The organism is Euzebya tangerina (assembly GCF_003074135.1).
GTDB classification, from domain to species: Bacteria; Actinomycetota; Nitriliruptoria; order Euzebyales; family Euzebyaceae; genus Euzebya; species Euzebya tangerina.
In genome coordinates this window covers 1,590,197-1,610,789 of the sequence record NZ_PPDK01000001.1, presented here as the reverse complement: position 1 = coordinate 1,610,789, position 20,593 = coordinate 1,590,197, and the positions used below count along the sequence as shown (strand labels likewise).

General features: G+C 69.9%; 16 protein-coding genes and 1 pseudogene. 8 read left to right on the top strand and 9 right to left on the bottom strand.

Translation table 11 applies throughout. The annotated features are described in order from the left end of the window. Positions 1–2 precede the first annotated feature (2 nt). Positions 3–1,151 (bottom strand): acyl-CoA dehydrogenase family protein, encoded by a 1,149-nt coding sequence (locus C1746_RS07425; protein ID WP_116713996.1) that lies wholly within the window; start codon positions 1,149–1,151, stop codon positions 3–5. A 109-nt stretch (positions 1,152–1,260) separates the two neighbouring features. Here C1746_RS07425 and C1746_RS07420 point away from each other — a divergent pair, with 109 nt between their 5' ends. Beyond that, positions 1,261–3,063 carry an acetyl/propionyl/methylcrotonyl-CoA carboxylase subunit alpha gene (locus C1746_RS07420; RefSeq protein ID WP_116713995.1) on the top strand — a complete coding sequence of 601 codons (1,803 nt, stop codon included), beginning with the start codon at positions 1,261–1,263 and terminating at the stop codon, positions 3,061–3,063. A gap of 8 nt (positions 3,064–3,071) precedes the next feature. On the opposite strand, the gene C1746_RS07415 is transcribed toward C1746_RS07420, so the two are convergent. Continuing rightward, positions 3,072–3,674 carry a TetR/AcrR family transcriptional regulator gene (locus C1746_RS07415; RefSeq protein WP_116713994.1) on the bottom strand — a complete coding sequence of 201 codons (603 nt, stop codon included), beginning with the start codon at positions 3,672–3,674 and terminating at the stop codon, positions 3,072–3,074. Then, complete coding sequence (locus C1746_RS07410) at positions 3,671–4,003, bottom strand: non-heme iron oxygenase ferredoxin subunit (protein WP_205711761.1); 333 nt, start codon at positions 4,001–4,003, stop codon at positions 3,671–3,673. The genes C1746_RS07415 and C1746_RS07410 overlap by 4 nt, the downstream gene beginning before the upstream one ends. A gap of 57 nt (positions 4,004–4,060) precedes the next feature. Between C1746_RS07410 and C1746_RS07405 the strand changes: the two genes are divergently transcribed. Together C1746_RS07405 and C1746_RS07400 are read left to right on the top strand one after the other, a co-directional pair. Beyond that, a complete protein-coding gene (locus C1746_RS07405) occupies positions 4,061–4,780 on the top strand; it encodes an SDR family NAD(P)-dependent oxidoreductase (protein ID WP_162867493.1) in 720 nt (239 codons plus the stop codon). After that, positions 4,777–6,036, top strand: a complete 1,260-nt coding sequence (locus C1746_RS07400) for an NAD(P)/FAD-dependent oxidoreductase (RefSeq protein ID WP_116713992.1) — start codon at positions 4,777–4,779, stop codon at positions 6,034–6,036. The genes C1746_RS07405 and C1746_RS07400 overlap by 4 nt, the downstream gene beginning before the upstream one ends. A 10-nt stretch (positions 6,037–6,046) precedes the next feature. On the opposite strand, the gene C1746_RS07395 is transcribed toward C1746_RS07400, so the two are convergent. Then, a complete protein-coding gene (locus tag C1746_RS07395; RefSeq protein WP_116713991.1) occupies positions 6,047–7,252 on the bottom strand; it encodes an MFS transporter in 1,206 nt (401 codons plus the stop codon). Then, positions 7,252–8,568, bottom strand: a complete 1,317-nt coding sequence (locus C1746_RS07390) for an FAD-dependent oxidoreductase (protein ID WP_116713990.1) — start codon at positions 8,566–8,568, stop codon at positions 7,252–7,254. The genes C1746_RS07395 and C1746_RS07390 overlap by 1 nt, the downstream gene beginning before the upstream one ends. Positions 8,569–8,665: 97 nt before the next feature. Between C1746_RS07390 and C1746_RS07385 the strand changes: the two genes are divergently transcribed. From C1746_RS07385 to C1746_RS07375, 3 genes and pseudogenes are all read left to right on the top strand, one after another. Further along, positions 8,666–9,502, top strand: coding sequence for a helix-turn-helix domain-containing GNAT family N-acetyltransferase (locus C1746_RS07385; RefSeq protein ID WP_116713989.1), 837 nt, complete (start codon positions 8,666–8,668; stop codon positions 9,500–9,502). A gap of 286 nt (positions 9,503–9,788) precedes the next feature. Further along, positions 9,789–12,032, top strand: coding sequence for a xanthine dehydrogenase family protein molybdopterin-binding subunit (locus C1746_RS07380; RefSeq protein ID WP_205711760.1), 2,244 nt, complete (start codon positions 9,789–9,791; stop codon positions 12,030–12,032). 2 nt (positions 12,033–12,034) lie between these two features. Beyond that, positions 12,035–12,484: pseudogene (locus C1746_RS07375) on the top strand ((2Fe-2S)-binding protein); the annotation flags it as partial. Between the two features lie 208 nt (positions 12,485–12,692). Here C1746_RS07375 and C1746_RS07370 read toward each other — a convergent pair. The 3 genes from C1746_RS07370 to C1746_RS07360 all read right to left on the bottom strand — a co-directional run bounded on the left by C1746_RS07370 (position 12,693) and on the right by C1746_RS07360 (position 15,968). Continuing rightward, positions 12,693–13,493 carry an SDR family oxidoreductase gene (locus C1746_RS07370; protein WP_162867492.1) on the bottom strand — a complete coding sequence of 267 codons (801 nt, stop codon included), beginning with the start codon at positions 13,491–13,493 and terminating at the stop codon, positions 12,693–12,695. Between the two features lie 260 nt (positions 13,494–13,753). Further along, entirely contained in the window at positions 13,754–14,803 is a 1,050-nt protein-coding gene (locus C1746_RS07365) for a hypothetical protein (protein WP_116713985.1), read from the bottom strand. A 100-nt stretch (positions 14,804–14,903) separates the two neighbouring features. Continuing rightward, positions 14,904–15,968: an LLM class flavin-dependent oxidoreductase gene (locus tag C1746_RS07360; protein WP_116713984.1), complete on the bottom strand. Its 1,065-nt coding sequence runs from the start codon at positions 15,966–15,968 to the stop codon at positions 14,904–14,906. Between the two features lie 83 nt (positions 15,969–16,051). Between C1746_RS07360 and pgm the strand changes: the two genes are divergently transcribed. Next, a complete protein-coding gene (pgm, locus tag C1746_RS07355; protein ID WP_116713983.1) occupies positions 16,052–17,707 on the top strand; it encodes a phosphoglucomutase (alpha-D-glucose-1,6-bisphosphate-dependent) in 1,656 nt (551 codons plus the stop codon). Positions 17,708–17,729: 22 nt separating this feature from the next. Here pgm and C1746_RS07350 read toward each other — a convergent pair whose 3' ends face one another. Next, positions 17,730–19,259, bottom strand: coding sequence for an acyl-CoA synthetase (locus C1746_RS07350; RefSeq protein WP_116713982.1), 1,530 nt, complete (start codon positions 19,257–19,259; stop codon positions 17,730–17,732). Positions 19,260–19,385: 126 nt separating this feature from the next. On the opposite strand from C1746_RS07350, the gene C1746_RS07345 reads away from it, so the two are divergent. Then, a complete protein-coding gene (locus C1746_RS07345) occupies positions 19,386–20,591 on the top strand; it encodes an NAD(P)-dependent oxidoreductase (RefSeq protein ID WP_116713981.1) in 1,206 nt (401 codons plus the stop codon). Positions 20,592–20,593 lie beyond the last annotated feature (2 nt).

Genomic DNA, 20,593 nt, shown 5'->3' with positions numbered 1-20,593 from the left:
ACTCATAACCCCATCGACCGTCCGATCAGCTCTTTCATGATCTCCGTCGTCCCCGCGTAGATGGTCTGGATCCGACTGTCGACCCACGCGCGCGCGATCGGATACTCCGTCATGTAGCCGTAGCCGCCGTGCATCTGCACACCGCGGTCGACGATCTTCTGACACACCTCCGTCGCCCACCACTTGGCCTGCGCGGCATCGGTGGCGTCCAACTCCCCCACCGCCACCCGGCTGAGCAGCTGGTCCACGTAGGCCTGGGTCACGTCGATCTCGGTCTTCATCTCGGCCAGCACGAAGCGGTTGTGCTGGAACGACCCGATCGGCGAGCCGAACGCCTGCCGCTCCTTCGCGTACGCCAGGGTGTGCTCGAAGGCCCGCCGCGCCTGGGCGATGGCCTGGACGGCGACGCTCATCCGCTCCTCCGCCAGGTGGGCCATCATCGCGTAGAAGCCCCGGCCCTCCTCCCCCAGCAGGTTCTCGACGGGCACGCGGACGTCGTCGAAGAACAGCTCGGCGGTGTCCGCCGCGTGCTGGCCCACCTTCGCCAACTTCTCACCGCGCGAGAACCCCGGGAGGTCCGACGGGATGACCAGCAGGCTGATGCCCTTCCGCCCCGCCTCGGGATCGGTCTTCACCGCCGTCACCACCAGATCGGCATTCAGCGCGTTGGTGATGAAGGTCTTGCCGCCGTTGACCACGTACTCCGAGCCGTCGCGGCGGGCGGTCGTGGCGATGCCGGCCACGTCCGAGCCGGCGCCCGGCTCGGTCATCGCCAGGGCCAGGATCGTCTCCCCCGAGATGATCCCCGGGATCCACTGCTTGGCCTGCTCGGGCGTGCAGTGGTGCAGGAAGTACGGCAGCGCGATGTCGGCCTGCAGCGACAGGCCAAGTCCCGCGGAGAGCACATCGGCCTCGGCCAGGCACTCCGACAGGATGGCGTTGTACCGGAAGTCGCTGACCCCTCCGCCGCCCAGGTCCTCGGGGGCCGCGATGCCGAGGATCCCCGCCTCCCCCGCAGCGGTGAACAGCGTCCGGTCGACCCGCCCCTGCTCCTCCCAGCGCTCCCAGTGCGGCACCACCTCCCGCTCGACGAACCGGCGGACGCTATCGCGATACAGCTCGTGGTCCTCGGTGTAGACGTCGCGGCTCATGGGCTCCTCTCGCGCTCTCGGTCGTGGCGGCTGGCAGCACCCGGAATCGGTCGAAACCCGGCGGATTCACTGTTTACCGAATGGTAAGTCAACTGATAGCGTGGCCGCAATGTTCTCCTCGGTGCTCGTGGCCAACCGCGGCGAGATCGCGATCCGCGTCATCCGCGCCTGCAAGGAGCTCGGGGTGACCGCGGTGGCCGTGTACGCCGAGGCCGACGCCGACGCCCCCCACGTCCGAGCAGCCGACGCCGCCTACCTCATCGGCCCGACGCCGCCCGCCGCGAGCTACCTGCACCCCGAGCGCATCATCGGCGCCGCGCGCGAGGCCGGAGCGGAAGCCATCCACCCCGGCTACGGCTTCCTCTCCGAGAACGCCGACTTCGCTCGTGCGGTCGTCGACGCCGGACTGGTCTTCGTCGGTCCGCCACCGAGTGCCATCCAGCAGATGGGCGACAAGCTGTCCGCGCGAGCCGTCGCAGACGCTGCCGGTGTCCCCGTCGTGCCTGGCACCCGCTCCCCGGTCGGAAGCACCGACGAGGCGCTGGCCTTCAGCGAGCAGCACGGCTACCCCGTCGCGGTGAAGGCCGCCTTCGGCGGTGGCGGCCGCGGGTTGAAGGTGGTGCAGAAGCCCGAGGCGATGGAGGAGGCGATCGGTGCCGCGCAGCGCGAGGCCGTCGGCGCCTTCGGGCGCGGGGAGTGCTACCTGGAGCGGTACCTCGCCCGCCCCCGCCACGTCGAGATCCAGGTGCTGGCGGACGCCGACGGGACCACCATTTACCTCGGCGACCGTGACTGCTCACTGCAGCGTCGCCATCAGAAGCTGGTGGAGGAGGCCCCAGCCCCTGGCATCGCCTCGGAGGTCCGCGAGGCCATGGGTCAAGCCGCCATCCGGGTGGCCCGCGAGATGGGATACACGAACGCCGGGACCTGTGAGTTCCTGCTGGACGAGGACGGCCAGACCTTCTACTTCCTCGAGATGAACACCCGGCTGCAGGTCGAGCACCCGGTGACCGAGCTGGTGACCGGCGTCGACCTGGTCCACCAACAGCTCCGCATCGCGGCCGGCGACGGCATGACCGTCACCCAGGACGACATCACCACGTCCGGGCACGCCATCGAGGTCCGACTGAACGCCGAGGAGCCGGCCGCCGGCTTCATGCCCTCGCCCGGGACCATCACCGAGCTGAGGATCCCCACCGGCCCCTGGGTCCGGTTCGACACCGGCGTCGAGGCCGGCTATCAGATCCCGCCGGCCTACGACTCGCTGATCGGCAAGCTGATCGTCTGGGGGGCCGACCGCGATCTGGCCCGACTCCGCATGGCGCGCGCCCTGGACGAGCTGGTGGTGGGTGGCGTCCCGACCACGGCGCCGTTCCACGAACTGGCCATGACGCACCCCCAGTTCGCCGAGGCAACGCACTGCACCGCCTCCGTCGAGCGGGAGTGGGACCTGAGTGAGCTGCCGGAGCACCAGCACCCCGGCGGTGACGGCGCCACCACGTCGACGCCGGGCGGCGGCCACGGGACGGAACACGCAACCGCAGTCCGAACCAAGCGTGACGTGCGGTTGACGATCGGCGGCCAGCCGCGCTGGGTGAGCGTGTACGGCACGGCCGACAGCCCGGCCGCGGTCGCCGGGGCCGCGCGGACCGGCGAGACGACCGCACGCGAGGCCGACCGGGCGGCCACCGACGGCCCCGAGGTGCGCGCACCCATGCAGGGCACGATCGTTGCCTACGCCGCCGAGCCCGGCGAGGCGGTGACGGCCGGCCAGCTGGTCGTGGTCCTCGAGGCGATGAAGATGGAGACCCACGTAGCCGCCCACCGGGACGGCACGGTCCAGGGCGTAGGCCTGGCCGTGGGCGACGTGGTCGAGCGCGGCGCCGTCCTGGCCACGATCACCGACGGATGATGGGCTCTCTAGCGGCGCAGCCCACCCAGCAGCAGGTCGGCGATCTGGACGGCGATCTCGTCGATGGAGAGCGAACCGTCCGGATCGAACCAGCGGTAGCTCCAGATCGAGGCCCCGAGCAGGGTCGCGGTCGCCACCGCCGGGTCCATGTCGATGAACTCCCCGTCCTCGACCCCCTGGACGTACAGCGCCCGGACGACGCCGGTGTACTCCCGCTCGCGTGCCCGGATCGCCGCCTCGCGCTGAGGGGTGAGCAGCCCGCGCTCGTTGTAGAAGACGGTGTTGGCATCCAGGTTCTCGAGCAGCACGCCGGTGTTCGCGACCAGCAGCTGGTGCAGGCGCTCGCCGGCCGTACCGTCCCCCTCGGCGATGGCGGTGGTCCGCTCGAGGGCCTGCTCGACGATCCCGTCGACGATGGTGAAGAGGATGTCCTCCTTGCTGTTGAAGTAGTAGTAGATCGCCGGTTTCGTGAACCCGATCGCCTCGGCGAGATCCTCGAGGGAGGTGACGTGGTAGCCCTTCCGCCGGAACAGCGACGTCGCCACCTCGATGATCTGCCGCTCCCGCTCGCTGCGTTGCGAGCGACCCCCACCCTCGTCGGACACGGTCACGCCCCCGGCAGCTCGACGACCAGGTCGTCACCGTCGACCGTGACCGGGTACGTCCGCACCGGATCGACCGCGGGGAGCATCAGCGCCTCTCCGGTGCGCAGGTCGAAGGTCGAGTTGTGGGCCGGGCACTCGATGCAGTCACCCTCGACCCATCCCTCGGAGAGCGGCTCGTCCTCGTGGGTGCAGGTGTCGTCGACGGCAAAGACCTCACCGGCCTCGGTGCGAGCCAGGCAGATGCGGTGGACGCCGACCTCGAGCAGTCTGACGTCGCCCGGCGCCATGCCGGCACCGCCTTCGACGCGGTGGTGTGTGTCGCTTGTGCGCTCCATCCCGACTCCTGTCCGGTCACTGACTGACTGTTCAGTAACGTACAGCGGAGGTGCCCGGTGAGCGAGTGGAGCGATCGTGTGGTGCTGGTGACCGGTGGTGCCTCCGGCATCGGGCAGGCCACGGTGGAGCTGCTCCGTCAACGGGGTGCGACCACGATCTCGTGGGACCGGGCCGACAGCGAGGCACCCAAACCGCATCGCTCCGCCGTGGTCGACGTGACCGATCGAGAGGCGGTCGCGCGGACGTTGACGGGCGCGATGGCGGTGTTCGACCGCATCGACGGCCTGGTCAACTGCGCTGGCACGTTGGGCTCGGCCGGACCGAAGCTGGTTGATCAGCCGCCCGAGGCCATCGACCTCACCACCGCGGTCAACACCCATGCAGTCGTGACGACGATGCAGTCGGTCCTGCCGCACATGGTGCAGGCCGGCCAGGGCAGCATCGTCAACGTCGCCTCCAACGCGGCGTTCGGTGGCCGCCCAGGGTTGGCGCCCTACGCGGCGTCGAAGGCGGCGGTGCTGTCCTACACGCGATCGACCGCCCGCGAGTACGGGCCCGCCGGTGTGCGGATCAACGCCGTGTGCCCCGGCGGCACCCGAACGCCGATGGTCGGCGAGGTGGACGAAGCAGCGGCCGAGCGCGTGACGCGGACGATCCCGCTCGGCCGGTGGGCCGAGCCGGGCGAGATCGCGGAGGTGATCGTCTTCCTGCTCTCCGACGCGGCCTCCTACGTCTCGGGAGCCACGATCGCCGTGGACGGGGCGGCCACCAGTTGAGCGGCGCACGTGACGCCGACCACCACGACGTCGTGGTCGTCGGTGGTGGACCCGCCGCCGCCACGATGGTCATGCGCCTGGTCACAGGTGGCTTCGCCCGCTCGGTCGTGCTCCTGACCGAGGAGGACCTGCCGCCGTACGACCGGACGGTGGTGTCCAAGGGGATGCTGGCCGACCCGTCGGCGACACCGCCGCCGCTGTTCGCCGACGCGGTCGGGCCGGTCACGCGAACCGGGACTCGCGTGGACCGAATCGACCCTGACCGTCACGTCGTGGAGTTGGCGAACGGATCGCCGGTGGGCTTCGGGACACTCGTCCTGGCAACCGGGGCGGAGCCGTGGGTCCCACCCATCGAGGGGGCGGCGCTGCCGGGGGTCTCCGTGCTCCGCCGCGCCGCGGATGCTGTGGCGCTTCGTCGCCGATTCGGCGAGGGCAGCACCGATCTGGCGATCGTCGGCGGGGGCGTGATCGGCCTCGAGGTCGCAGCGGTCGCGACTGAGCGCGGCTGCCGCGTGACCGTCCTGGAGGCAACGCCGAGACCCATGGCCCGGGTGCTGCCACCTGCCGTGGTCGCCCCCCTGCTCGAGGAGCACCGGGCTGCCGGTGTCGACGTCCGTCTCGCGGTGCAGCCGAAGACCATCGAGGCGCACCATGGGCGGCTGCGGGTGACCGGCCGGGACCACGCGGGGGCCGAGACGACGCTGGTGGCCTGCGAGCACGTCCTGATCGCCACCGGGGCCCGTCCCCGGTCCGCGCTGGCCGAGGCTGCGGGGCTGGCGGTGAACGACGGCGTGTTGGTGGACGACCAGCTCCGGACCTCCCACCCGGACATCCTGGCCATCGGGGATGTCGCCCGGGTCCGGGCGGCGGACGGCTCATCGGTGCGGACCGAGTCCTACACCGACGCCATGGCCATGGGGCAGCACGCTGCCGCCGCCCTGGCCGGCAACGCAAGCCCGTACGAGCAGGTCCCCTGGTCCTGGTCGGACCAGTACGACCTCACCGTCCAGGCGACCGGCTGGCCAGACCACGTGGACACGTGGGTCGACCGCGGCGATCCCGCCAGGCTGGAGGACGCACTCGTGTCGATCGGTCTGGCAGACGGTCGGATCGTGGCCGCCGCCGGGATCTCCCGTGGACGGGCGGTCGGCCGGATCATCAAGGGGGCGCAGGCCGCGATCGGAGCGAGAGCATCCCTGACCGCCGAGCAAGCCGCCGACCCCACCGTCGACCTCCGGCGCCTGGCCCGCTCCTAGGTCGATGCACCTAGGGGATCGTCAGGTCCCGACCGACACCCGCTGAGGCCGTCGTCCGGAGCACCGCGACGCCGGCCAGGGCGAAGCCCGCGGCTGCCAGTGCGATTGCGATGACGTAGGAGCCGGTGGCGGTCCGGACCACACCGCCGATCAGCGGCCCGGCTGCCGACGCCGCCGCACCCGCGGCGTGGACGGCACCCATGAGCGCTGCCAGGTCCCGCTCGGGCAGGATGCCGGAGGCGTGGATGCCGGCAAGAGGTGAGTTCGAGCCCATGCTGGCACCTGCGATGGCGGCGAACGCCACGGCGACGACGAGGGTGCCGCTGCCCACGAGGAGCGCGCAGGACAGCGTGGCCAGCCCCGCCGCCACAGCCAGGGGCCTCCGGACCCCGAAGCGGGTGACGATGCGGTCAAGGCCCACACGTCCCGTCAGCTGCATGAAGCCCCGCCCGCCGGCCACCAGCGAGGCGGTCGCCAGGGGCAGGCCGAAGTCCACCATGATCGGCACCTGGTAGGTCAGGATCAGCCCGGATCCGAACCCGTAGCCCAGGAACATCAGCGTGAGCAGCCGGGCGTCCGGATCGGCCCAAGCCCGGCGGATGGCCGTCGATAGCCGGACCGGAGCGGCTTCCGGAGAGGCGTCGGCTGCTCGACCGTCCGGCGCGAGCACGGCGGCGATCCCCAGACCGGAGGCCGTGGTCAGCGCGAGTGCACCGAGCGCCACCCGCCAGCCGAACGCCTCCACAAGAACCGCCGTCAGCGGCAGGAAGATCGGCGAGGCCAGCGCCCCGTAGATGGTGAGCGGGCCGATGGCCTTGGCCGGCCGGTCAGGTCGCAGACGACGAGCCGCCGCCATGGTGATGTGGTAGGAGCTCGTCGCGCCGACGACCGCCGCGGCCACGGCGAAGCAGATCCCGAACATCAGCACCGTCGGCGCCACGGCCGCGGCGCCCAACATCCCGCCACCGAGGACCGCACCGAAGCCGAACGTGGTCCGGCCCCCACGGCGGTCCAGCAGGCGACCGCCCAGCGCCGAACCACCACCGACCAGCAGGTGACCGATGGCGTAGGCGGCCCCGAGCTCGGCCACCGTCCACCCGGTGTCGTCGGCGATGGGACGGACCAACACGCCGAAGCTGTAGTACCAGCCCCCGTAGCTGACGATCGTGGCCAGTCCCAGCCCACCGACGGTGCGGTGGAGTGGGGACACGCGCATCAGCAGCAGCCGCCACCCGCCGTCTGCTCGACGAGCGGGAGCCCGTCGGTCAGCTCCTCGTTCAGGCCGCTGCCGCCGCACACACCCGTCTCGGGCAGGACCAGCCGCACCTCTCGTGCCGCCTCGTCGTCGCCGTCGAGCCACGCCACCACGGACCGGACCTGCTCGAAGCCCGTGACCGCGAGGAAGGTCGGCGCGCGGCCGTAGCTCTTCATCCCGACGGTGTAGAAGCCTGGCTCGGGATGGGCCAGCTCGGCCTCGCCGTGTGGTGGAACCGTGCCACACGAGTGGACGTTGGGGTCGATGAGCGGGGCGAGCGCGCGGGGGGCCTGCACACCCGGGTCCAGGTCGAGGCGCAACTCCGCGGTGAGCGACAGGTCAGGCCGGTACCCGGTTGCCCTCACGATGTGGTCGACGTCCGGGATGGTGCGGCCACCTGTAGCCGTGATGGTCATGCGCCCGTCTGGCCCGTCGGTGACCTCCGCGGTCTCAAAGCCCGTGTGGACCTCGATGACACCGTCCTCGACCAGGGCCTGCACGCGCAGTCCCAACGCGCCTCGGGCCGGCAGTTGGTCGGCGCTCCCACCGCCGTAGTTGGCGTCGGCGCTGCCGCCACGGATCACCCAGCCGATGCGGGTCGACGGGTCCCCCTGGCGCAGGGCGGCGAGGTTCAGCAGTGCGTTCATCGCTGTGTGCCCCGCGCCGACGACGAGCGTGTGGGCACCGGTGTGCCGCGACCGGATCTCCGCGCTGCCGGTGTCGGGCACCCCGGAGGTGACCCGCTCGGCGTGGTCGTGCTCACCTATCGCGGGCAGTCCGTCAGCCCCCAGCGGACTGGGCGTCAGGATCGTGCCGCTGGCGTCGATCACCGCACCCGCCAGCTGCCGGAACTGACCCGATGGGGTGTCGACGACCAGGACGAACGGACGCTCTGATCGCCGGGTGTCCTTCATCACGTCAGCGCCCTGCCGGCTGACGGCGACGACGCGGTAGCTGGTCTTGAGGGCGTCACCCAGGCCGTCGGCAAGTGGCTGCAGGTATGCCTCCGCCCACTCCGAGCCGGTGGGGTAGACCTCTCCCGCGGGGGCCGACCAGCCGGTCGGAGCCAAGAGCTTCGCGGCGGCATCGTCGACCAGTTCGTTCCACTGGGAGAACAGCCGCACATGGCCCCACGACCGCACGCCTGCGGCGGCGGACGCACCGGCCTCCAGGACCAGGAACGGCAGGCCTCGTCCGCGCAGGTGGGCCCCGGCGGCCAGACCGATCGGTCCACCTCCGATGACGACGACGGGGTGTTCGCTCGAGATGCGGGACATGAGAGAGACCGGCCTTTCATAGACGAGTGTCGATGGATAGTCCATCTACGTGCGTCGATGAACAACCGCAACAACTTCATCTACAATCGTCGATCTAATGACTGCAACCCTCCCCACCGTGGCCACCAGCGGGCTCTCGGAGGATGCCGCGAGCACCTACGCCGCCTGGTTCGCCACGCTCAGCGACCCGACACGAGTCCGCGTGCTCCACGCCGTGGCCAGCTCCACCGAGGAGTTGCCCATCGGCACCATCGCAGAGCGCGTCGGCATCGCGCAGCCGACCGCGTCGCATCACATCAAGCTGCTCGCCGACGCCGGCTTCGTGGAGCTGCGCAAGGTCGGAACGTCGACCCAGGTCCGGGTCAACGAGGCCTGCTGCACCGGGCTCCCCCACGCCGCCGATGCCGTCATGGGCACGCTGGACACCCTGCCGTGCTGCCCCGAGGACGTACAGGAGGATGTGGCCGTCCGAGCCATGACCGACGCCGACCTCCAAGCAGTCGCAGACATCTACGTCCAGGGCATCGCCACCCGCAATGCCACTTTCACGACGGAGGCGCCGACGCCCGACGCACTCGCTGCCAAGTGGCACCGCGACCACCGGTGGGTCGCCGAGGTCGAGGGCACCATCGCCGGGTGGGCCGCCCTCACCCCGGTCTCGGACCGGGCGTGCTACGCGGGTGTGGCCGAGACGCAGATCTACGTCGACGAGCAGTTCCGTGGCCGCCGTGTCGGCGTGGCCCTCATCGACCGCCTGGTCAACGCCGCCGACGAGGCGGGCCTGTGGACCCTTCAGGCGCAGATCTTCCCGGAGAATCGAGCATCCATCCGACTGCACCGGTCGTCCGGCTTCAGGATCGTCGGCATGCGCGAGCGGATCGGCAAGCTGGACGGCGTCTGGCGCGACACCGTCCTGATGGAACGCCGCCGGTGACATCCCCACCTGCCGTGAGGTCCTGATCCTCGCGGCGCCCCGTCCTCCGCACGTTCGGAGCCGACTCTTCGGCGGATTTTGGCCAATTCATTCCCGGACGTCCATGCGGTCGGTGCATGGTCCCTCCGCGGTCTGGTTATGGTGCGTACACCCCGGAGCACTCTACGTAGCGCTGAACGCCTCGTAGCCGGGGCGCCGGGACCTGGTCCCTGCTGGTAGTCGAGCCTTGGAGGGCCCCTTGTCGAGCCACGCCGTCCCCGTTCCATCACCACCGAGCCGGGAGGACGTGCGAGAACCGCTCGCCTCACTGGATCGACGATCCTTCGTCGGCTACGCGCTGAAGGGAGCCGCGCTCGGTGTCGCCGTGCGCTTCGGCGTGGATGCCCTGGCGCCGAGCACCGCGCAGGCTCTGGTCGCCATCCCGGAGTTGGCCGATGAGCTCGACCTCACCGATCTGCTCATCATCTCGGGCACGCCGTTCTACTACGACTATCTGATCCAGGTGACCCCCGAGAACCGGATCGTCTTCGAGTTGCCCCGCATGGAGGTCGGTCAGGGGATCCTGACCACCGCCATGATGATCCTGGCGGAGGAGATCGATGTCCGGCTCGATCAGATCGACGCGTCGCTCTCGTCGGCGGAGTTCCGTCGCGCTACGGGTCAGATCACGGGTGGCTCCCACTCCACCACATCGCTGTGGGATCCCCTTCGGCGTGTCGCCGCGACCTTTCGGCAACAGGTCGTGCAAGCGGCCGCCGCCCGCTTCGGCATCGCTCCGACCGACGTGACCACGCAGGACGCGGTGGCGTCAGCACCTGACGGACGGTCTGCCCCCTACGCCGACCTGGACGCCGGCACGGAGGGCCCGATGCCGCTGTCGATCCTGGCCGAGCCCAAGTCCGCCGAGCAGTACCGGGTCATCGGACAGCCCACGCGTCGGGTCGACGCACACGACATCGTCACGGGCAAGGTCGACTACGCGATGGATCTCGAGCCGGTCGCAGGGGCGCTCCCGTGCGTCGTCGCCCGACCACCCACCCTGCTCGGACGGGTGGCCTCCTACGACGACTCGGCCGCCCGAGACCTGCCCGGCGTCGAGGCGATCATGCAGGTCGACCTCGACGTCGAGGGATCCTCATCCGGCGTCGCCGTCGTCGCGCGATCCACCGGTGAGGCGTTCCGCGCCCGCGATGCGCTGCAGATCACCTGGCAGGACGGGCCCAGCACGGGCGTGTCCGACGACGACGTCATCGACCAGCTCCGCGCGGCCAACCTGCCCACGCTCCCTGACATCCCGCTGCTCACCGACAGCGTCGGCGGCGAGTTCATCTTCCCCTACTTCGCCCACGCCCCCATGGAGACCATGACCGCCATCGCCGACGTCTCGGGTGGGACGGCGCGGATCTGGACCGGAGCCAAGACGCCGCTGTCCGCCCAGGCCAAGATCGCCCGGGATCTCGGCATGCTGCCGACGGACGTCGAGGTCAACGTGATCAAGACCGGCGGCTCGTTCGGCCGTCGCCTCTTCTTCGATGCGGCCGTTGAGGCCGCCCGGATCTCGCGAGCGCTCGGCCGTCCGATCAAGCTGCTGTTCACCCGTCAGGACGACACCTCCCACGGCCGCTGTCGGCCGCTCAGCGTCCACGACGTGAAGGCCACCTACACCCGAGGCCTCCTGGGCGGCGGCGAGCCGTTGACGTTCGATCACCGTGCGGCGACCGCCCAACTGGACCTCGAGCACGGGTTCGGGGATGCGATCACCTCGATCGGCGGTGAGCTGGTGCCCTTCGGCTTCAACCAGACCGTGTGGCACACGACGCAGCTGATGCAGTACGAGGTCGGCGTCACCACGCTGCTCCTCAACGAGACGCCGCTGAACGCGGTCACCACCGCGGTCCCGACCGCCTCCTGGCGGGGCATCTACAGCGGGACGGCCGCGGTGGCCAACGAGATCGTGATCGACGAACTCGCCCGTGCCCTCGGTCATGACGAGGCGCAGTTCCGGCTGGACCGGCTGGACGACGACCGGTCCAGGGCCGTGCTGCAGACCGTCCTGACCGAGGGGGGGTGGGGGCGCAGCCTGCCCAGCGGCGTGGCCCAGGGCATCGGCCTGCACAAGGAGTACAAGAGCAGGGCCGCCTACCTGGTGGAGCTCGACACCCGCGGTGCTGAGCCCCGGGTCACCCGAGCCACGTGTGCCGTCGACGTCGGCCGGGCCATCAACCCGCTCGGGCTCGAGTCGCAGATGCAGGGTGCCCTGGTCGACGCGATCTCCTACATCATCCGCACCGCGATCCACCTGGACGACGGCGCCATCCGCGAGTCCAGCTACGGGGACTTCGAGGTGCCCCGGATGGACCACACCCCACCGGAGATGTCGGTCCACGTGATGCCACCCACCGAAGAGCTTCCGGGCGGGGCGGGAGAGCTCGGCATCACCGCATCTGCGGCAGCGGTGGCGAACGCCTACGCCCGCGCGACCGGCCGCGTCCCCCGCCGGTTCCCCATCAACGAGTACCCGGAGGGCTAGAGATGCCAGAGATCACCTTCAACGTCAACGGCGCATCCGTCACGATCGACGCCGAGAACGACGACGAACTGCTGTACCTGTTGCGCGACCGCCTGGGCATCACCGGCCCCAAGTACGGCTGCGGTGTCGGCGTGTGCGGCGCCTGCACGATCTTCCAGGACGACCAGGCCGTGCGCCCCTGCATCGTTCCCATGGAGGAGGCGGCCGGCAGCGACCTGACCACGATCGAGGGGCTCGCGGTCGATGACGTCCTCCACCCTGTGCAGCAGGCCTGGGTGGACGAGGACGTGGCCCAGTGCGGCTACTGCCAGGCCGGCCAGATCATGACCGCCGTCAAGCTGCTGGAGCGCATCCCGCAGCCCACGGATGCCGACATCGACGAGGCCATGCGCGAGAACGTCTGTCGGTGCGGGACCTACTACCGGATCCGGCGGGCCATCAAGCGCGCCTCCGGACAGCCGGTCAGCCCGCCCCAGGGCGCCAGCGTGGGCGTGGTGGACGATGGTGTCGAAGCCAGCGCGTCCGCCTCGACCGAGGACGGCGCAGCGGTGAGCCCACCGGAACTCCCCTCGCCTTCCAGCCTGCCCGGCACCGTCGGTGACACCGCGAGCGGGTTGGTGGGCAGCCTCTTCGGCTGACGGGTGACTCGCCGGACGTCACTCAGCGGGAGGGGAACACATCCCCGAACGGGTGGTTGGAGAGGTGCCAGCCACCGTCAACCACCAGCGTTGCGCCGGTGACGTAGGAGGCAGCCCGGCTGATCAGGAACGCCGCCGCTCCGCGCAGCTCCTCGGCTGTGCCAAACCGCCCCATTGGGATGTTGGCCAGGGTTGCCGTCCGGACGTTGTCATCGCTCCACATGCCCGCATCGGCACCCTCGGTGGAGAAGGCGCCCGGTGCCAGGGAGTTGATGCGCAGACCCCGACTGCCCCACTCCACGGCCAACGACCGGATCAGCGCCTCGAGGCCGGCCTTGGCCGCACTCGAGTGTGCCGCGCCTGGCACCTCCCGTTCAGCCAACGCGCTGGAGATCATCAAGGCCGCCCCCGGCGTTTCAGCTGCGAGGAGCGGCCGCCCCCACCGACGCAGCACGTTGAAGGGTCCGTTCAGGCTCGACCCCACCACGGCGCCGAAGCCGTTCGGCGTGATGTCCTCTGCGGCGGCCAGGAATGCGCCACTGGCGGCGTTGACGAGCAGCGGAACAAGCCCCCCATCGGCCTCTGCGGCGGTGAACGCAGCATCAACGGCATCCGGGTCTCGGATGTCAGCGACCAGTGGGATCAGCGCTCCGGCGGGGCCCGCAGCGGCCGCCTCCTCCAGTCGCTCCAGCCGACGGCCGAGGATGTAGGTCCTCACCCCCGCGTCGGCCAACATCAGGGCGATGTCCCGACCGATCCCGGAACTCCCTCCCGTGACGATCGCTCGATCAGCGACGGGGCTGTACGGGCCTTCTACGAACATGCTGCGCCTTTCGACCTTCTGACCGTTTGGTAAGCTATCAAACGTGCCGCGCGCGGCATCGGCAAGTGACGCACTAGTCATTTGCTACTACATGTGCCTTCGCACGTTCGTCATGTGTCCTTGGTTATCCTGCGTACGCCTGGGCACACTCGCGGTGGCCCGGACGGAGAGCTGCGCGAACCCTGCCCCAGCCCGCGGAGGGGCCGGGGCGATGTGGAACGAGATCCACCCACATCGCCCCGATCCGTGCGGCTTCGCCGTCAGACCCGATCGCCGTTCGACCTGACGGCTTCGTCGATCAGCGCGATGGTGCTCGACGACCGGTAGAACGGCTCCAACTGGTCGTTGACGAGGGATTCCAGGAGCCCGTGCTCGTTGGCAGCACGGGCGAATCGGCGAACGAGAAGCCGTACGGCTGCAGTGATCTCGTCGGTGGTCAACCCCATCTCCTCCAGCAGGGTCGTGACGGGGTACTCGCCGTAGACGTCGTAGAACGACGCGACGAACGCCGCCGCCATGTCCTGGACCGGTGGCGAGGTGGACGCGGTGATCGTGAGGTCCTGCAGCAGGCCGGCGACACGCCGTACGTCGTCGACGTCAGGAGCACCGTCCTCGGTGGCCCCAGCCGGGCCCAGTCGACGCGTGGACGCTCGGTCCCACACCTCGAGGGCGGCTAGGTGAAATGCCGGGTCCTCGAGTGTGTCGGCCACGATGGCGGCCAGGCGTCGGACGGCCACGGCAGCGCCCTTGCCCGCGGTATCCCCGACCAGCTGCATCGGCACCTCTGCGGCACCCATCACGGCGGAGGCGGCTCGGTCTCCCAGTGAGAGGATCCCACCCATACCCGGGATCCGCTCGGCCACGGACCGGTTGGCCGCGACGACATCGGTCACCACGCGGGCCAGGAACCCGCTGGCCAACTGGCCCATGACCGGTGAGTCGGCCATCTGCTCGACGGCGCGCCGGAGGGCTGGCACCGCGCGCTGGAACTCAGCAACGAGCGCGGCGGTCTGATCCCGGGTCATCAGGTCTGCTGCGGTCACCGGGCTGTCAGGCCCCTCGTGGACGGCGGTCGCCCAGGTGGCCACCAACGTGCTGGCCGTGGTGCTGGGTGGGACCCGCTCGAGCAGCAGCAGGACAACCGTGGTCACCCGCTCGGCCGACAGGAGGTCCTGCAGCGGGACCCCCGCAGCCACCGCCAGGAGCCCGTCAGCCAGGTCACTCGTCGAGTCGTCGGCCAGGAGCGCCCCGACCACGTGCTCGACATGAGCGGCGAGTAGCTGGTCGGCCAGGGCCTCGGCGGGTGTCATACCCGCCACTCTTCCACGGGTGTTGCCCGCGGCCGCTCGTCTGCCGGGCGGGAACTGCTTGGCTGGGAGGGGACGGCCCGGCTAGGCGGGAACGGCCCTGCTAGGCGGGAACGGCCGTCCGGCGTTCAGCCAGTTCGAACTTGACCACGGGAGCGACCTCACGACCGAGCAGCTCGATGCTGCTCATGACGCGCTCGTGTGGCATGGATCCGGCGGAGACCTTCACGTCGATGCGGGAGAGGTCGAGGTCGGTGGCCACTCGGATCAGCTTCTCGGCCACCGTGGCAGGTGAGCCGACCACCAGCGCACCGTCCGGTCCTGCCTGCGCCTCGAAGTCCGCCCGAGCCATGGGTGGCCAGCCGCGTTCGCGGCCGATCCGCGCGTGCATCGCGCGGAAGCCGGGCCACAGCTCCTCCAGCGCCTGCTCGTCGGTCTCGGCGACGTGGCCGGGCATGTGCGCTCCGACCGGGAGCAGGTCGAGGCCGAGGGACTCGAGTGCCCGGTGGTAGAGCTCCACGAACGGTGCGAACCGGACCGGAGCACCTCCGATGATGGCCAGCATCAACGGCAGACCGTGCTTGGCGGCGCGGATCACCGATTCGGGTGAGCCCCCGACGCCGACCCACGTGGTCAGGTCGCCCGTCTCGGTCGGCGGCCAGACCGTCTGGTTCTCCAGTGCTGCTCGGGTGGTCCCCGACCAGCTGACCGGACCCTCATCCAGGAGTCGGCGGAAGAGGTCCAGCTTCTCCTCGAACAGGACGTTGTACTGCTCCAGTTCGTAGCCGAACAGCGGGAAGGACTCGGTGAAGGACCCACGTCCCAGGATCACCTCGGCCCGACCACCGGAGATGGCGTCCAGCGTCGAGAAGCGCTGGAAGACCCGCACGGGATCGTCGGAGCTCAGCACGGTGACGGCGGAGCCGAGGCGGATCTGCTCGGTGCGCGCAGCGATGGCGGCCAGGACCACCTCGGGCGCCGAGACGGCGAAGTCGTCCCGGTGGTGCTCACCCACACCCATGAAGTCGAGGCCGACGCGGTCCGCGAGGACGCCCTCCTCGACGACGTCGCGGATGACCTGCGCGGGGTGCTTGAGCGCACCGTCCGGCCCGGTCGTGACGTCTCCGAACGTGCCGATGCCGAGTTCGAATACCGATGATGATGTCATAGTTGGAATTCTAACCACGATCGTGAGGGGGGTATTCCTGCCCTTCGCCGACGAGCGGGACGCGGTGGTGCGAGGATGCCGGCATGGCCCACCCACGCGCCGGACTGCCGGCGGAACCCGCTGACCTCATCGACGTCGCCCATGTGGTGACGGCGTACTACACGCTGCGGCCCGATCCCGCTGAGGTGGCTCACCGCGTCGCGTTCGGCACCAGCGGGCATCGCGGGTCGTCGCTGGATGTCTCCTTCAACGAGGACCACATCGCCGCGACGACGCAGGCGATCTGTGAGTACCGCGCCGCGCGGGGGACCAGTGGTCCGCTGTTCATCGGGCGTGACACCCACGCGTTGTCCGAGCCGGCCTGGGCCACCGCGCTCGAGGTGCTCGCGGCGAACGACGTGACCGTGATGGTCGACGATGCCGACGGCTTCACCCCCACCCCGGCGGTGTCCCACGCAATCCTGCAGGCCAACCGGCAGGGTGACGGTGTGCGCACCAGCGGCCCGGGCCTGGCCGACGGCATCGTAGTGACTCCGTCGCACAACCCGCCACGGGACGGCGGGTTCAAGTACAACCCGCCGCACGGTGGACCGGCAGGTGGGGACGCGACCTCCTGGATCGCCGAGCGGGCGAACGAGCTGATCGCCGACGGGCTCGCGGAGGTCACCCGGGTCCCCTTCGCCGCCGCCAGGGCACACGCCACGGCCTTCGACTTCATGGGGGCCTACGTCGGTGACCTCTCCGCGGTGCTCGACCTCGACGCCATCCGCGCAGCCGGCATCCGCATCGCGGCCGATCCGCTGGGCGGAGCTGCCGTGGCGTACTGGGGAGCAATCGCCGAGCGGCTGGACCTCGACCTGACGGTGGTCAACCCACTGGTCGACCCGACGTGGCGGTTCATGACCCTCGACAGTGACGGGAAGATCCGCATGGACTGCTCCTCCCCCGACGCGATGGCGTCCCTGGTCCAGCAGAAGGACGCCTTCCAGATCGCCACCGGCAACGACGCGGACGCCGACCGGCACGGGATCGTCACACCCGACGGTGGCCTGATGAACCCCAATCACTACTTGGCGGTGGCGATCCAGTACCTCTTCGGCGGGGCCCGGCCCGACTGGCCCGCGAGCGCGGCGATCGGCAAGACGCTGGTGTCCTCTTCGATGATCGACCGGGTGGCGACCTCGATCGGTGCCGAGCTGGTCGAGGTGCCGGTCGGCTTCAAGTGGTTCGTCCCGGGCCTGCTGGACGGGTCGTTCGGCTTCGGTGGGGAGGAGTCAGCCGGCGGGTCCTTCCTCCGCCACGACGGCACCGTCTGGACGACCGACAAGGACGGGCCGCTGCTGTGCCTGCTGGCCTCGGAGATCCTCGCTCGCACGGACAAGACGCCCTCCGAGCACTACGCCGACCTGGTCGCCGAGCACGGCGAGCCCGCCTACGAGCGCACCGACTCCACCGCCAACCGGGAGCAGAAGGCCAAGCTGGCGTCCCTCTCCCCCGAGGACGTCCAGGCCGATGAGATCGCCGGCGAGCCGATCACTGAGACGATGACGACCGCGCCGGGCAACGGCGAGTCGATCGGCGGCTTGAAGGTCACCACCGAGTCGGCCTGGTTCGCGGCGCGACCGTCAGGGACGGAGGACAAGTACAAGATCTACGCGGAGTCCTTCCGCGGCCCCGACCACCTGGCCCAGGTCCAGGCAGCAGCGGAGGAGCTGGTCGGCTCGGTCCTGGGCTCCTAGAGCCACTCCTGCCCTCGACCGCTCAGTCGAACTGGTCCTGCAGTCGTCGCTTGACCAGCTTGCCCGTCGCCGAGCGGGGCATGTCGTCGGTGAAGGCCCACTCCCGCGGCTGCTTGAACCCGGCCAGACGACTGCGCACGAAGGTCGCCAACTCCTCGACCAAACCCTCCCCCGGGTCATGTCCCGGCGCGGCCTGCACCACGGCCAACACCCGCTGGCCCATCTCCTCGTCAGGAACCCCGATCACCGCGACGTCGCTCACCTTGGGATGCAGCGTCAGGCAGTCCTCGATCTCCTGCGGATAGATGTTCACCCCACCCGAGATGATGGTGAAGGCTTGACGATCGGTGAGGTAGAGGTACCCCTCCTCGTCCAAGTACCCGATGTCCCCGACAGCCGACCAGGTCTCGTGCTCCGGATGTTGCCCGGCGCGGGTCTTCTCAGGGTCCTTGTGATAGGTGAACGTGACGCGATCCCGCTCCACGTAGACGGTGCCGATCTCACCGGGTGGCAACTCGTTGCCCAGCGCATCACAGATCCGGATGGTCCCGAGGACGGCCTTGCCCACGGTGCCCTCGTGCGCCAACCAGTCCTCCATGGCCACGACGGTCAGGCCGTTCCCCTCGGTTGCACCGTAGTACTCCCAGATCTCGCCGTCCCACCACTCGTGCATCGCCTTCTTGACCTCGACCGGGCAGGGTGCTGCCGCGTGGATGGTGCACCGCATGGATGAGAGGTCGTAGGCAGTCCGGGTCTCCTCTGGCAGCTTCAACATGCGGACGAACATGGTCGGCACCCACTGCGAGTGCGTGGCCCTGTAGCGCTCGATCGCCTCGAGGGACGCCCGGGCGTCGAACCTCGGCATGACCAGGACGGTCCCGCCGGTGGCGATCACCAGGCCGCAGAACCGGAGGGGGGCAGCGTGGTACAGCGGCGCCGGCGACAGATAGATGGTGGCGGGGTCGAATCCGAAGACCGGCGCGAAGGCGTCGATCAGCGGCACGCCCGGCTCATCGACCTGCAGGCCGAGCAGCTCGGGCTTGACGCCCTTCGGGCGACCCGTCGTGCCGGAGGAGTACAGCATGTCCGCGCCACGTGGTTGATCGTCGGGGGCAAGGGGTGAGGCGGCAGCCAGCGCGGACTCGTAGTCGTCGAAACCGGCCGCCGTCCCGCCGAAGACCACGCGCAGGTCCACGCCCTCCACGCGCTCGAGGGCCGCAACGGCCAGATCGGCCAGATCTGCGGAGATGATCAAGGCCGCTGCGTCGGAGTTGTCCAGGATGTAGGCGATCTCATCCGGCGAGAGGTTGTGGTTCACCCCGCCGGCGTACATCCCCGAGCGAAGGCAGGCCCAGTAGGCCTCCAGATACTCAGGCGCATTGCTGGCCAGGATCGCGACGACGCTGCCAACACCAAGACCCTGGTCACGAAGGTGGTTGGCCAGCCGCGTTGACCGCTCCTCCAGCTCTCCGTAGGTCACCGTCCGGCCGGTGTCGGTCATGATCACCGCCGGGCGGTCCGGCGTCGTGGTCGCAAAGGTCCCCGGGTACATGCCACAGCCCTCCAGAGGATGTGCAGGCGAATGGTGCTGGTGTTCAGGCCAACGACCGCGAGCGTACTCAACCCGCCTGGCCAGAACGGTCGACGGAGCAGCCGCAGACGGGGTTACCTTGCGGGGATGGACATCCTCATCGCCGACACCTTCCCCGAACCCCACCGGGATCACCTGGGCGATCGTGGCCACACCGTGCGGTACCGACCTGGGCTCACCGGCGAGGACCTGGCTGAGGCGCTCGACGATGCGGACGTCCTCGTCGTCCGCAGCACGGTGGTGGATGCCACGGCGATCACGAGCGCCAAGCGACTGCGACTGATCGTTCGAGCTGGCGCGGGCACCAACACCATCGATGTGCAGTCCGCAGCCGAGCAAGCCGTCTACGTCTGCAACGTGCCCGGTCGGAACGCCGTCGCGGTGGCCGAGCTGACCTTGGGCCTGCTCCTGGGGCTCGATCGGCACATCCCCGAGGCCACCGCCGACCTCCGAGACGGCCACTGGGACAAGGCTCGGTACTCCACCGCCACCGGGATCGCCGGGCGGACCATCGGCATCGTCGGCCTCGGCGCGATCGGTCGCGCTGTTGCGGCTCGCTGCGTCGCGTTCGACATGCGGGTCCTGGGCCTCGCCAGGCCGTCGTGGTCGGCTGCGCGCCGCGAGGCGCTCGCGACGGCCGACATCGAGCTGTTCGACGATCTGCCGGCGATGCTCGGCGAGTGCGATGTCGTCACCCTGCACGTCCCCTCGACGGAGGAGACCCGAGCACTCGTCGACGCCGCGTTCATCTCCCAACTGCCCGACAGCGCGTGGATCATCAACACGAGCCGCGGAGACGTCGTGGACGAGGGGGCCCTGCTGGCAGCGCTGGAGGACCGCGGCATGCGAGCCGGCCTGGATGTGTTCCAGGATGAGCCGGCAGCCAAGACCGGTGCGTTCGCCAGTCGACTCGCCCAGCACCCGAACGTCATCGGCACCCATCACATCGGTGCGTCGACCACACAGGCCCAGCACTCGACCGCCGACGGCGTGTTGGAGGTGATCGCGGACTTCGAGGACGGCCAACCCCGGAACGCGGTGAACCTCGCGACCGCAGCGATCGGCGACTGCGTGCTGGTGGTCCGGCATCGCAACGAGGTCGGCGTGCTCTCGGGGGTGCTGGACCAGTTGCGGGAGGACGGCATCAACGTGGCGCAGATGGACAACCGCATCTTCGCGGGGGCGAGCGCCGCCGTCGCCACGCTGCGCCTCTCCAGGACGGTCCGGCCGGAGACCCTCGACGCCATCCGGCACGTCGACCACGTGTTGTCGGCCGTTCCGTCCGTCGAGTGACG

Bases quoted from the DNA above. Each gene is read 5' to 3' on its own strand.
- C1746_RS07420 (WP_116713995.1), top strand. From the start codon at position 1,261: ATGTTCTCCTCGGTGCTCGTGGCCAACCGCGGCGAGATCGCGATCCGC.
- C1746_RS07410 (WP_205711761.1), bottom strand. From the start codon at position 4,003: ATGGAGCGCACAAGCGACACACACCACCGCGTCGAAGGCGGTGCCGGC.
- C1746_RS07385 (WP_116713989.1), top strand. From the start codon at position 8,666: ATGACTGCAACCCTCCCCACCGTGGCCACCAGCGGGCTCTCGGAGGAT.
- C1746_RS07345 (WP_116713981.1), top strand. From the start codon at position 19,386: ATGGACATCCTCATCGCCGACACCTTCCCCGAACCCCACCGGGATCAC.
- C1746_RS07395 (WP_116713991.1), bottom strand. From the start codon at position 7,252: ATGCGCGTGTCCCCACTCCACCGCACCGTCGGTGGGCTGGGACTGGCC.
- C1746_RS07365 (WP_116713985.1), bottom strand. From the start codon at position 14,803: ATGACACCCGCCGAGGCCCTGGCCGACCAGCTACTCGCCGCTCATGTC.
- C1746_RS07390 (WP_116713990.1), bottom strand. From the start codon at position 8,568: ATGTCCCGCATCTCGAGCGAACACCCCGTCGTCGTCATCGGAGGTGGA.
- C1746_RS07350 (WP_116713982.1), bottom strand. From the start codon at position 19,259: ATGTACCCGGGGACCTTTGCGACCACGACGCCGGACCGCCCGGCGGTG.
- C1746_RS07370 (WP_162867492.1), bottom strand. From the start codon at position 13,493: ATGTTCGTAGAAGGCCCGTACAGCCCCGTCGCTGATCGAGCGATCGTC.
- C1746_RS07425 (WP_116713996.1), bottom strand. From the start codon at position 1,151: ATGAGCCGCGACGTCTACACCGAGGACCACGAGCTGTATCGCGATAGC.
- C1746_RS07360 (WP_116713984.1), bottom strand. From the start codon at position 15,968: ATGACATCATCATCGGTATTCGAACTCGGCATCGGCACGTTCGGAGAC.
- pgm (WP_116713983.1), top strand. From the start codon at position 16,052: ATGGCCCACCCACGCGCCGGACTGCCGGCGGAACCCGCTGACCTCATC.